Below are 13,006 nucleotides of genomic sequence, written 5' to 3' on the forward strand. Positions count from 1 at the left end.
ACGACAAAGGGGAAGCCGGCCGGCTTCCCCCTGTACAAATTTGACGCTGACCCGCCGGTGTCAGTGGGCAAACAACGAATTGCCCTTCTGCCCCGCGAGCTTCTCCGGTTTGATCAGGAACCGCGCCAGTGCCGGCAGCAGCCACAGCGCACCGAACATGTTCCACAGCAGCATGAAGGTCAGCATCAGGCCCATATCGGCCTGGAACTTGATGGCCGAGAAGATCCAGGTGCACACGCCGATCGCCAGGCACAGGCCGGTGAACAACACGGCTTTACCGGTGGACTTGAGCGTCTGGTAATACGCCTCTTGCAGCGGCAGCCCCGCGCGCAGGAAGCTTTCCAGGCGGCTGTAGATGTAGATGCCGTAGTCCACGCCAATCCCCACGCCCAAGGCCACTACCGGCAAGGTCGCGACCTTGACGCCAATGCCCATGAACGCCATCAGTGCGTTGCCCAGTACCGAGGTCAGCACCAGCGGCAGCACGATGCACAGGGTCGCCGCCCAGGAGCGGAACGTGATCATGCACATGGTTGCAACACACAGGTACACCAGAATCAGGATGGTCAGCTCCGACTCTTTGATCACCTCATTGGTGGCCGCTTCGATCCCGGCGTTACCGGCGGCAAGGATGAATTCCAGGCCGTCCTTGTTGTTCTCCCTGGCGAAGTCCTGCACCGCATGCACCGCGCGGTCGAGGGTTTCGGCCTTGTGATCGTTGAGGAACACCAACACTGGCGCCAGCGAGCAGTTGTTGTTGTACAGGCCGTCGGCGCGGGCGATGGAGTTGTTCAGCACATCCGGGTTGCGCGACAGGGTTTCCCATTTCAGGTTGCCCTCGTTCATGCCCTTGATCATCTGTTTGGACACGGTCACCAGTGAGATCGCCGATTGCACGCCCTCGGTGTTCTGCATCTTCCACATCAACTGGTCGATCGGGTCCATGGCTTCGTAGCGCGAGCAGCCTTCGGCCTTGGTCTTGACCATCACCACCAGCACGTCGGAGCTGGTGGAATAGTTGCTGATGATGAAGTTGTTGTCCTTGTTGTAGCGCGAGTCGGGGCGCAGTTCCGGCGCGCCCTGGTCGAGGTCGCCGATCTTGAGGTTCTGGCTGTACCAGAGGCCGCCGCCAAAGGCGATCAGCGCCAGGAAGATCGACACCGGCGCGACTTTTGGACTGGCAAACTTCGACAGCAGGCGCCAGAACGCATGCTCGCGGTTTGCATCCTTTTTACTCTTGGCGATCGCGCGTTTGCTGATGCCCACGTAGGAAATTGCCACAGGCAGCAGGATCAGGTTGGTGAACACAATCACCGCCACACCGATGGACGCGCCGATGGCCAGCTCGCGGATCACGCCGATGTCGATGATCAGCAACGTGATAAAGCCCACGGCGTCGGCAAGAATCGCGATCATGCCCGGCAGGAACAGTTGGCGGAAAGTGCGGCGCGCGGCAGTCAGCGCGTTGTCGGCCTCGCTGGATTGCAGGGCGATGCCGTTGATTTTCTGTACACCGTGGGAAATGCCGATAGCGAAGATCAGAAACGGCACCAGCATCGAGTACGGATCAAGCCCGAAGCCTGCCGCATGCATCAGCCCCAGTTGCCAGACCACCGCCACCAGCGTGGTGCTCAACACCGCGATGGTGCTGCGCAGGCAGTTGGTGAACCACAGCAGCAGCACCAGAGTGATGGCGAATGCCACGCCGAAGAACAGCACCACCATGATCAGGCCATCGATCAGGTCGCCGACTTTTTTGGCGAAGCCGACGATGTGGATCTGCACGTTGGGGTTCTGTTCCTGAAACTTGGTGCGAATCTTGTCTTCAAGCTCGTGGGAAAACTTCTGGTAGTCGAGGGCGAGCAGCTTGCCTTGGTCTTGCGGGTCCGGGTAGGACTCCAGCAGCGGAATATCGACGATGCTCGATTTGAAGTCGTTGGCCACCAGACGCCCGACCTGGCCGGACTTGAGCACGTTGTTGCGCAGTTGATCGAGGCTCGCCGGCGAGCCGTTGTAGCTTTGCGGGATCACTTCACCGCCGGCAAAACCTTCTTCGGTCACTTCGGTCCAGCGCACGCTGGGGCTCCACAGCGACTTGAGGCCCGAACGGTCAACGCCGGAGATGTAGAACACCTCGTCGTTGATCTGACGCAGGGTCTCCATGTATTCCTTGGTGAAGATGTCGCCGTCCCTGGCCTCCACCGAAATGCGCACCGTGTTGCCCAGGTTGGCCAGGTCATTGCGATGCTCCATCATCTTTTCGATGAAGGGGTGCTTGAGCGGGATCATCTTTTCAAAGCTGGTGGACGGGCGAATCAACGTCGCCTGCCAAAACAGGAAAATGCTCACCAGCAGGCAGATGACAATCACTGCCGGACGGTTGTTGAAGATCAGGCGCTCAAGAAAGGTCGCTTTATCGTTGTGATGACTGCTCATTGAAACCCCGCCTTCTTATTATTTTGAGAGCTCAGCGCCGGCTGGCGTGGCGACACGAACACCGCCCTGCCCGGCCAGAATCAAGTTGCCGTTGCCTGCCGCCGTGACGGAAGAAAGCGAAATGCGGTCCGGACGGTTGAACACGCTGAACGTCTGGCCGTCATCGTGGCTGACCACCACGCTGCCGCCATTGCCGACGACGACAATTGAGCCGTCCTCCAGCAAGGTCGCCCCCGACAAGCCGAACTCCAGCGCTCCCCGCGCCGCGTTCAACTCGACCTGCTCCCAGGTGGTACCAAAATCAGTGGAACGGTACAGATTGCCCCGCAAACCATATGCCAGCAGGGTCTGAGGCTGGGCGGTGCTGATCACGCCAAACAACGAGCCCTCGTAAGGCCCTTCGAGCTTTTCCCAGGTCTGGCCGTCGTCGCTGGAGCGGAACATGCTGCCCTGCTCACCGACGATAAACAGGCCAGCATCCTTGATGTAGGCGATGGCATTGAGGTGGAACTGATCTTCGTTGTCGAGGCGATCGCTGACGTCTTCCCAGGTTTTGCCGCCGTCATCGGTTTCAATCAGCGCACCGTAGGCACCCACGGCCAGGCCGTGGGCGGCGTCCTTGAACCAGATGTCGAGCAACGGCGCTTCGCGCTTGAGGTCTTGAAATTGTTGGGTCCAGGTGGCGCCGCCATCGGAACTGGCGAGGATTTGTGCGTCATGGCCCACGGCCCAACCCTGCTTGTCATCGACAAAGAACACGGCGGTGAGCAACTGGCGGGTCGGTACTTTGGCTTGGGCCCAGGTACTGCCCTGATCATCGGAATAGAGAATGTGCCCGCGATCACCGACCGCCACCAGGCGTTTGCCCGCATGCACCACGTCGATCATCAGGCCCTTGGCGGCCTTGGGGGATTCAATCGCAAACACGGGTGTTGCAGCGGTATCGCGGGCTGCCGGCACCGGCGTCGCCCACGCCGCACCTGCAAGCAGCGAGAGCGCTGTGGCCAGCAACGCAGCCTTGCGTGCGGCGCGCGGGCGGCAGACATGCCAACCCATGACAGGCTCACTCATAGACCTTTCTCCCTATTTATTATTGTTAGGTCGTCTTGCCTGCCCGGGCGCTGAAACCTGCAATCTAGAGCGCCTGAAGGAAGCAGGGGCCATCCTATCGGGCTTTCGAATCGTCTGACAATCGGCGCTACGTTATCTTTTGTTAACTGATGGCCTTTCGTCACGGTCTGAATGTAGCCGCATTCGTCGGCGTGATTATGCACTCGGAAATGAATTTTTGTTCCATCTATTGAAATTAGAGAATAATTATTCCATTAATAGGCTTCCTGAAAACAATAATCCAAAGGACCACGGCGATGCGTGAACTCGGAATCGGCTTGATCGGCACAGGCTTCATGGGACGCGCCCACGCGCTGGCATTCAATAACGCCCGGGCGGTGTTCGAACTGCCGGTGACCCTCACGCTGGCCGCCCTGGCCGACGCCGACACCGAACGCGCCCAGCGCTGCGCCAAGTTCTGGGGATTTGCCCAGGCCCACGGCGACTGGCAGGCGCTGATCAATGACCCCAAGGTCGACGTCGTGGCCATCACCACCCCCAATCACCTGCACTACCCGATGGCCATGGCCGCGATTGCCGCGGGCAAGGCGGTGTATTGCGAAAAACCCCTGGCTGTGAGCCTGGAGCAGGCCGACGCCATGCGCCGCGCCGCCAGTGCTGCCGGAGTGGTCACGCGGGTGGGTTACAACTACCAGCACAACCCGATGATCACACTCGCACGACAGATGATTACCGACGGCGAGTTGGGCGACATCATCAGCTTTCAAGGCGAATTCAGCGAAGACTTCATGGCCGACGCGGCCTCGCCGTGGTCATGGCGTTGCGAAGTGGAGCATGCCGGCGGCGCGCTGGCGGACCTGGGTAGCCATTTGCTGTCGATGGCGCGTTACCTGGTCGGCGATGTAACCAGCGTCTGCGCCGACACCCAAACCGTGCATGCCCAACGCCCTGCCGTGAAAGGCAGCCGAGACCTTAAACCCATTGCCGTAGATGACCAGGTCCACGCCCTGCTGCGCTTTGCCAATGGCGCGCGCGGCACGGTGAGCAGCAGTTGGCTAAAGCTGGGTTACAAAAACCACCTGAGTTTTGAAATCAGCGGGACAAAAGGCACGCTGGCCTTTGACCAGGAACGCCTGAATGAACTGCGCGTGTGTCGCGTCGGCCAGGAAGGTTTCCAGCGCCTGCTGGCCGGCCCCGCCCTGCCCGGCTATGCCGCGTTCAGCCCGGCGGCCGGGCATCAACTGGGCTACAACGAGTTGAAAACGCTGGAAGTGCAGGAATTGATCATGGCGCTGGCCGGTCAAGGCGCGGACGGCACTGACTTTGAGGCTGCGTGGGAAGTGGAGCGGCTGGCGACGGCGATTCGTGTGGCCGCCCAAGAAGAGCGTTGGGTCAATATTCACTCACTCTGAACAACACCACCGATCAAAAATGTGGGAGCTGGCTTGCCTGCGATAGCAAGGGTGAATCACACACCGCCATCGCGGGCAAGCCCGGCTCCCACAGGAGGCGGTGTTGGACCTCAGCGCAACGCCCGGCGCAGCACTTTGCCCACCGTGGTTTTGGGCAGTTCGATGGTGCGAAACTCCACGTACTTGGGCACCTTGTACCCCGTCAGGTATTCGCGACAGTGGGCCAGGAGCTGCTCCTTCGTGAGCGTAGGGTCCTTGCGCACCACGATAATCTTGACCTTCTCGCCGGTCACGCCGTCCTCGACCCCAATGGCCGCCACTTCGCCCACGCCGGGGTGCAGTGCCACCACGTCTTCGATTTCATTGGGGTACACGTTGAAGCCCGAGACCAGGATCATGTCTTTCTTGCGGTCCACCAGGCGGATGTAACCGCGCTCGTCCATCACGCCAATGTCACCGGTCGACAGCCAACCCTCGGCGTCCAGCACCTCGGCGGTTTCCCTGGGGCGTTTCCAGTAACCGCGCATCACCTGTGGACCGCGCACTTGCAACTCGCCCTGCTCGCCGATTTCGGCCAGTTCGCCGTCCTCACGGACAAAACGCACCCAGGTCGACGGCAACGGCACGCCGATGCTGCCGGTGAACTCCATTTCGCGCATGCGTGCAATGTCGATGGGGCTGATGCTCACCACCGGCGAGCATTCGGTCAGGCCGTAGCCTTCGATGATCGGCAAGCCGGTGACTTCTTTCCAGCGCTTGGCCACCGCCGTGTGAGTGGCCATGCCGCCGGCAATCACCATGCGCAGGTCAGAAAAGTCTCGCGCGCAGAACGCCTTGTTTTCCAGCAAACCGTTAAACAGCGTGTTGACCCCGGCGATGCCATTGAAGCGCTCCTTGCGCAGGATCATCTGCACGCGCTTCACGTCCCGCGGGTTGGCAATCAGGATGTTGCGGCCGCCCAGGCACATGAACATCAGGCAATTCACCGTCAGGGAAAAGATGTGATACAGCGGCAGCAAGGTGACGTTGGTTTCCTGTTTGTTCTGATCCAGTTGGTCCCCGACCCAGGCCTTGGCCTGCAACAGGTTGGCGATGATATTGCGGTGGCTGAGCATCACGCCTTTGGCGTCGCCGGTGGTGCCGCCGGTGTACTGCAGAAAAGCCAGATCATCCAGGGCCATGGCCACCGGGAAGTGGTTCAACCCGCGTCCCCGCTTGAGCGTCTGATTGAAACGCACCGCGCCACGCAGGTTGAAGGCAGGCACCTGTTTTTGCACACGCCGAAGGATGAAGTTCATCGCCGCGCCTTTGAAGGTACCCAGCAGGTCGCCGATGGCCGCCACCACCACGCGCTTGATACTGCTGCCCTCAATGGACTTTTCCAGGGTGCGGGCGAAGTTTTCAAAGATGACGATGGTTTCGGCGCCGCTGTCCTTGAGCAAATGTTTCAGCTCATGGGAGGTGTACAGCGGGTTGACGTTGACCACCACGGCACCGGCCAGGATGGTGCCGAGCAGGCAGATCGGATACTGCAAGCAATTGGGCATCATCAACGCCACCCGGTCGCCCTTCTTCACGCCCTGACCCTGCAACCACGCGGCAAACGCGAGGCCCTGCACCTGCCAGTCGGCGTAGGTCATTTCGGTGCCGATGCTGACGTAGGCGACGCGCTCGCGGAATTTTTCCAGGTGTTCCAGGAATACCTCGCGCAACGACGGGTACGCCTCGATCCCGCTCTCAATGTCCGCCGGCACCCCCGGCAGGTAAGCGTTCAACCAGACCCGTTCGGTGTGTTCCTGGCTTACAGCGTTCATGGCAGTCTCCTTGTTGTTATTGTTTTGGATCACGCTACTTTTCGACGATGGCGGTAATGCCCAGCCCGCCCGCCGCACAAATCGAAATCAGCCCGCGCCCGCCGCCGTTTTCGTGAATGCTCTTGGCCAGCGCGGCCAATTGCCGGCCGCCGGTGGCGGCGAAAGGATGGCCGCACCCGAGGGAGCCGCCATTGACGTTCATCTTCGCGCGGTCAATGGTGCCCAGAGGTGCGTCCAAGCCTAGACGCTCGCGGCAATAGTCGGCGTCTTCCCAGGCCTTGAGCGTGCACAACACTTGAGCCGCAAAGGCCTCATGGATTTCAAAGAAGTCAAAGTCGGCAAAGCTCAGGCCTTCACGCTTGAGCATGCGCGGCACGGCATAGGCCGGTGCCATCAGCAACCCTTCGCTGCCGTCGACAAAATTTACCGCCGCCGTCTCGCCGGTGCGCAGGTACGCCAGCACCGGCAGACCGTGCTCGGCAGCCCATTGCTCGCTGGCCAGCAGCACCACCGAAGCGCCATCGGTCAAGGGTGTGGAATTGCCCGCCGTGAGTGTGCCGTTCTGTCGGTCATACGCCGGCGACAGGCCCGCGAGCTTTTCCAGGCTGGCGTCGCTGCGCAGGTTGTTGTCTCGCGCCAGGCCGCGATGGGGGCTGATCAGGTCATCGAAGAAGCCGCGTTTATAAGCAGCGTCCAGGCGTTTGTGGCTGGTGAGGGTCAACTCGTCCTGGGCCAGACGCCGGATCTGCCAGCGCTTGGCCATTTCTTCGCAATGCTCGCCCATGGACAACCCGGTACGCGGCTCGCCATTGCGCGGCAGCAAGGGTTTGAAAAACATCGACGGACGCACCTTCAGCAACGCCTTCAATCTGGCGCCCAGGCCCTTGGCGCGGTTGGCTGCCAGCAAGGTGTGGCGCAGGGACTCGTTAATGCCGATGGGCGCATCCGAGGTGGTGTCGGCCCCTCCGGCGATGCCCACGTCGATTTGGCCGAGGGCGATTTTATTCGCCACCAGCAACGCGGCTTCAAGGCCGGTGCCGCACGCCTGCTGCACATCGTAAGCCGGTGTGTCCGGCGATAGCGTGGTCGAAAGCAATGACTCGCGCGCCAGGTTGAAATCCCGCGAATGCTTGATCACCGCCCCTGCAGCGAACTCGCCCAAACGCTGGCCGTGCAAGTTGTAGCGGTCGACCAGGCCTTGCAGCGCGGCCACCAGCAAATCCTGGTTGCTGTCGTGGGCGTACACCGTGTTGGAACGGGCAAAGGGAATGCGGTTGCCGCCGATGATCGCCACGCGGCGGGTCGGGGCCGGGGTGAAGCTGTAGTCACTCATCGACGGTTCTCGTTCCAGACAAACAGGCCGCGCATGTGGGGTTTGTCCCCCGCGACATTGCGCACTTCGAATTCACGGCGCGGGCCGGTTACGGGGTGGCTCCACAGGGCGACCTGGCCGGGCAAAAAAATCGGCAGTTTGAAGTCGCAATGGGCTTCGGCCACGGCCAGGCCACCGGGCGGTTGCTGGGCCGCCAACGCGCGCCCCAGCGTCCACATGCCATGGGCGATGGCGCGGCGAAAGCCGAACAGTTTTGCCCCGATGACCGAGGTGTGAATCGGGTTGAAATCTCCGGACACCCTGGCAAAACGCCGGCCCAGATCGGCAGGCAATACCCAGCGTTGGGTGCGCAAAAGACCGTCCTCCTGCAAGGGCAGCGAGTCAGCCCACGCTTCGCCTGTGGGATTTTTTACATCACGGCGCAAGTAAAGGCTGTGGCTTTCCCACACTGATTCGCCTGCACTGTAGGCCCGGGTGGCGATGCTCAATGCCTGGCCCTTGGGGTGAGCCACCCAGCGTTCGCAAAATACTTCCAGACGCAGGGTCTGGCCCGCTTCCAGTTGCTGATGCTGACGGATGCGATTGGCCAGGTGCACCATGCCGCTGGCCGGGTAAGGAAAACTCGGGCGGGTCAGCAGCATCAGGTGCAGGGGAAAGGCCAGCACGTGGGGATAAGACAAAGGCACGCCCTGCTCGCGGCGAAACCCGCAGGCACGGCCATAGGCTGCGATGCCGTCGGCGGACAATTCCACGGCAGACCGCACCAGGCGCTCAGCCGGCAGGTGCGGCGCGCCATCGAACGGGGGTTTGCGCAGGGCGCGCAGACCGTCGAGCATCAGCTGCGCGCGCGACGGCGGTGGGTCGATGATCTGTGTCACGTAGTCCATGGCTCAGGCCCCCAGCAGACTTTGGCCGCACACGCGTACGACCTGGCCGTTGACGCCGCCGGACGCAGGGTGCGCCAGCCAGGCGATGGTTTCGGCCACATCGATCGGCTGGCCGCCCTGGGACAAGGAGTTCATGCGTCGCCCGGCCTCGCGAATCATCAACGGAATTTTCGCGGTCATCTGGGTCTCGATAAACCCCGGCGCCACCGCATTGACCGTGACCTGCCGCGCCGCCGCTGCCGGCGCCAGCCCTTGCACCAGCCCGATCACACCGGCTTTGGAGGTGGCGTAGTTGCTTTGCCCAAGGTTGCCGGCAATGCCGGAAATCGACGACACACAGACGATACGCCCGCCGGGATTGAGCCCCTGCCCATCGAGCAAGGCGTTACTCAGGTGCAGCGGCGCTTCAAGGTTCACCGCCAGCACACTGCGCCAGGCGGCCTCGGTCATCTTGGCGATGGTTTTGTCGCGGGTGATGCCGGCGTTATGCACCACCACGTCAAAAGCTCCGTATTGGCTGGCATGGGCCAGCAACAGCGAGGCCGCGTCGGGCGCGGTGATGTCCAGCGGCAGCGCCGAACCGCCCACGCCGGTTGCGGCGTGTTGCAAGGCCTCCTGCGCCTGGGGCACATCCACGCACACCACATGGGCGCCGTCGCGCGCCAGCACCTGGGCGATGGCCAGGCCGATGCCACGGGACGCGCCGGTCACCAGTGCGCGGCGGCCGGCGAAGGGTTTGTCCCAATTAACGGCCACCTGCCCGTCTACCGGTTTTTCCAGGCGCACCACTTGCCCGGACACATACGCCGAACGCCGCGACAGGAAGAAACGCAGGCTGCTGTCCAGCGCTTCTTCAGCCCCCGGCGCCACGTAGATCAATTGCACGGTAATGGCGCGGCGCAACTCTTTGGCCAGCGAACGCACCACCCCTTCGAGGGCGCGCTGGGCGATGGCCTGGGGCAAATCCTTGCAGTGCTCGGGCGCGGTGCCGAGCACCACCACCCGGCCATGGTGGGCGAGACGTTTGGCGTTGGCGTGAAAGAACACATACAGCTCATCGAGCTGTTGCAGGTCGACCACGTTGCTTGCGTCGAACACCGCGCCTTGGACTTTCACCGTGGATGGCGCCTTGAGGGTGGCCGGGGTGGCGGTGACCGTGTCGGTGTCGCTGAACACCTGCTGCACCTGCGCAATCAGGCGCCCTGCCCCGGCGACGATGACCGGGTTGGCCAGGCCATGCTGCCCGCTGCGATGGCGTTGCAACGGCAGCGGTTGCGGCAGGCCGATGGCCTGGGCCAGGCGGCGGCCCAGGGGGGAATTGACGAAGGAAAGGTAGCTGTCACTCATAGTCGAACTCACTCAAAACGCAGCCTTGCTGTGTGAACGCTGTCAGTGTGGGAGCTGGCTTGCCTGCGATGGCGGCGGTGACTGATACACCGCCATCGCAGGCAAGCCAGCTCCCACATTGGATCGGGTTTTTCCTAGTTGACCGAGGCGCTTTCGCTTTGGGTCGTGCGACGCTTCGCTGTCGGCTCCAGCGCCTGCTTGCGCTGTTGCAAGGCCTCGAGCAAACCAAAGTCCTGGGGAAAGTCATCCACCTGGATGCCGTGGTCGGCGTATTCCACAAAACGGCCGAGCACGCTGTCTTCGTCATCGCTGATCAGGTCCAGTGCGCGGGCCTTGACGCGCCAGGCGGTAAAGGCCGTGGCGGAAATCGGCATGGGTTCGATCAAACCGCCCTTGATCGCAGGCTTGAGCCGCGCCTCGATCAGCTCCACTTGCGGCAACAAACGGAAACCCAGCTCGCCGTAGGCCAGCTTGTCGATTTCCGGCCGCGGAATGTAGGAATTGGCCAGCAGACGGTCGCGGGTTTCGCCCGGCGTCTGCACCACGTCTGCGACTTGCGCCAGTAGAGGGTCCGAAGGTTTGCGCAGGGGAATGCCGAACGGGAAGCTCAAACCACGCACCACCGCGGCGGCGGCTTTCGACGGGTAGTTATCGAGCACTTCAGCCAGGGCTTCATGGGCGCGCAGCAAGGCGTCCTGAGCCGCCCAGTGCACCAACGGCAGATCGGCCTGGGGCCGGCCGTCATCCTCAAAGCGCTTGAGCACGCAGGAAAGAATGTACAACTGCGACAGAATATCCCCCAGGCGTCCGGTGATACTTTCCTTGCGCTTGAGGGCACCGCCGAGCACGCCCATGGACACGTCCGAGATCAAGGCCAGCACCACCGACAGGCGATTGGCCTGGCGGTAGTAGGTCGCCAGCGCAGGGTCGGTGTTGGCCGGGGCGGAAATCAGCCGCCCGCCGGTCAGCGCATGCACCGCCGCACGTACAGTGTTGGCCAGCACGAAGCTCAGGTGGCCGAACATCGCACTGTCGAAGGCCTCCTGCGCCTTGCGCCGGTCGGGGTTGCGCGCCGCTTCCATCTCGCGGAACACATAGGGGTGGCAGCGAATCAGCCCCTGGCCAAAGATGATCAGGCAGCGGGTCATGATATTGGCGCCCTCCACCGTGATGGCAATGGGGCTTTGCTGATAGGCACGGGCCAGAAAGTTATTCGGGCCCATGCAGATGCCTTTCCCGGCAACGATGTCCATGCCGTCATTGACGATGATCCGCGCGCGCTCAGTAACGTGGTACTTGGCGATGGCCGAGATCACCGAGGGTTTTTCGCCCGCATCCAACGAGGCTACCGAAACCTTGCGCACCGCATCGCAGGCATACAAATGCCCGGCCATGCGCGCCAGTGGCGCCTGCACGCCTTCGAACTTGCCGATCGGCAGGCCAAACTGTTTGCGCATCGCGGCATAGGCCGTAGTGCCGCGCACGGCCACTTTGCCAAGGCCCACATTGGCGGACGGCAGGGAAATGGCCCGCCCCGCTGCCAGGCATTCCATCAGCATGCGCCAGCCGTTTCCGACCTGCTCGCGGCCGCCGATCACCCATTCCAGAGGAATGAAGACATCCTTGCCCGTTGTAGGACCGTTCTGGAATACCGCATTCAAGGGCCAGTGACGCCGACCACTGTTGACGCCAGGGTGCGAGGTGGGGATCAGCGCGCAAGTGATGCCCAAAGAGCCGGGGGCGCCGAGCAAACCTTCGGGGTCTTCGGCGCGAAACGCCAGGCCGAGGACTGTCGCAATGGGGCCCAGGGTGATGTAGCGCTTGTCCCAGGTGACGTTGAAACCCAGCACTTCTTCGCCTTCATGCACGCCCTTGCAGACGATGCCCACGTCCGGGATGGCCCCGGCGTCGGAGCCGGCATAGGGGCTGGTCAGCGCAAAGCACGGGATGTCTTCACCGCGTGCCAGCCGTGGCAGGTAATAGTTGCGCTGGGCGTCGGTGCCGTAATGCAGCAGCAATTCCGCCGGGCCCAGGGAGTTGGGCACCATCACGGAAATCGCCGCCGCCGAGCAGCGTGTCGAGAGCTTCATCACCACCTGGGAATGGGCATAGTGGGAGAAGCCTTTGCCGCCGTATTGCTTGGGAATGATCATGCCGAGGAAGCCGGCGTCCTTGGTGTATTGCCAGCCTTCGGGGGACATGTCCTGCCAGACCTGGGTGGTTTCCCAGTCATTGGCGATGTCGCACAGGGTTTCGACTTCATTGTCGAGGAAGGCCTGCTCTTCGGCGCTGAGGCTGGCCGGTGCGGCGTGCAGCAGGCGCTGCCAATCGGGCTTGCCACTGAACAGTTCGGCGTCCCACCACACGGTGCCCGATTCAATGGCGGCGCGCTCGGTGTCGGACATCGCCGGCATGATGCTGCGAAACAGCGCCAGGGCCTTGGTTGTCAACAGCGCGCGGCGCAAGGGCTTGATCGTCATCAACAGCGCGGGCAACACCACCAGGACCGCTGCGACTACCGTCCCGAAACCTGCCACCACGTTGAACAGATAAGCCAGCGCCAGCCAGATCACACCAGCCCCCAGCCACAATGCAGCCGCCGCTTGCCGATACGCCAGGGCAATCGCTGCTGCAACGCCCGCCAATAACCAGATAACCATGGGATACCTCTACTCAATTCAGGGTACGGCCAACGCACGGTCAAGC

8 protein-coding genes are annotated in these 13,006 nt (G+C 62.2%); 1 reads left to right on the top strand and 7 read right to left on the bottom strand.

The annotated features are described in order from the left end of the window. Nucleotides 1-60: 60 nt before the first annotated feature. Together ATI14_RS23930 and ATI14_RS23935 are read right to left on the bottom strand one after the other, a co-directional pair. Nucleotides 61-2,436 (bottom strand): efflux RND transporter permease subunit, encoded by a 2,376-nt coding sequence (locus ATI14_RS23930; protein WP_016969679.1) that lies wholly within the window; start codon nt 2,434-2,436, stop codon nt 61-63. Nucleotides 2,437-2,454: 18 nt separating this feature from the next. After that, entirely contained in the window at nt 2,455-3,492 is a 1,038-nt protein-coding gene (locus tag ATI14_RS23935) for a WD40/YVTN/BNR-like repeat-containing protein (RefSeq protein WP_016969680.1), read from the bottom strand. A gap of 311 nt (nt 3,493-3,803) precedes the next feature. Here ATI14_RS23935 and ATI14_RS23940 point away from each other — a divergent pair, with 311 nt between their 5' ends. Further along, nucleotides 3,804-4,919: a Gfo/Idh/MocA family protein gene (locus tag ATI14_RS23940; protein WP_016969681.1), complete on the top strand. Its 1,116-nt coding sequence runs from the start codon at nt 3,804-3,806 to the stop codon at nt 4,917-4,919. A gap of 110 nt (nt 4,920-5,029) precedes the next feature. Here the strand turns inward: ATI14_RS23940 and ATI14_RS23945 are convergent, their stop codons facing one another. The 5 genes from ATI14_RS23945 to ATI14_RS23970 all read right to left on the bottom strand — a co-directional run bounded on the left by ATI14_RS23945 (nt 5,030) and on the right by ATI14_RS23970 (nt 12,960). Beyond that, a complete protein-coding gene (locus ATI14_RS23945; RefSeq protein WP_016969682.1) occupies nt 5,030-6,733 on the bottom strand; it encodes an AMP-binding protein in 1,704 nt (567 codons plus the stop codon). 34 nt (nt 6,734-6,767) lie between these two features. Further along, nucleotides 6,768-8,066, bottom strand: coding sequence for an acetyl-CoA C-acetyltransferase (locus tag ATI14_RS23950; protein ID WP_016969683.1), 1,299 nt, complete (start codon nt 8,064-8,066; stop codon nt 6,768-6,770). Then, nucleotides 8,063-8,953, bottom strand: a complete 891-nt coding sequence (locus tag ATI14_RS23955; RefSeq protein ID WP_016969684.1) for a MaoC/PaaZ C-terminal domain-containing protein — start codon at nt 8,951-8,953, stop codon at nt 8,063-8,065. The genes ATI14_RS23950 and ATI14_RS23955 overlap by 4 nt, the downstream gene beginning before the upstream one ends. A 3-nt stretch (nt 8,954-8,956) precedes the next feature. Continuing rightward, nucleotides 8,957-10,300, bottom strand: a complete 1,344-nt coding sequence (locus ATI14_RS23960; protein WP_031319574.1) for a 3-oxoacyl-ACP reductase — start codon at nt 10,298-10,300, stop codon at nt 8,957-8,959. A gap of 134 nt (nt 10,301-10,434) precedes the next feature. Further along, nucleotides 10,435-12,960, bottom strand: coding sequence for an acyl-CoA dehydrogenase (locus tag ATI14_RS23970; RefSeq protein WP_080520301.1), 2,526 nt, complete (start codon nt 12,958-12,960; stop codon nt 10,435-10,437). Nucleotides 12,961-13,006: the final 46 nt, after the last annotated feature.

Source organism: Pseudomonas tolaasii NCPPB 2192 (assembly GCF_002813445.1).
Lineage (GTDB): Bacteria > Pseudomonadota > Gammaproteobacteria > Pseudomonadales > Pseudomonadaceae > Aquipseudomonas > Aquipseudomonas tolaasii.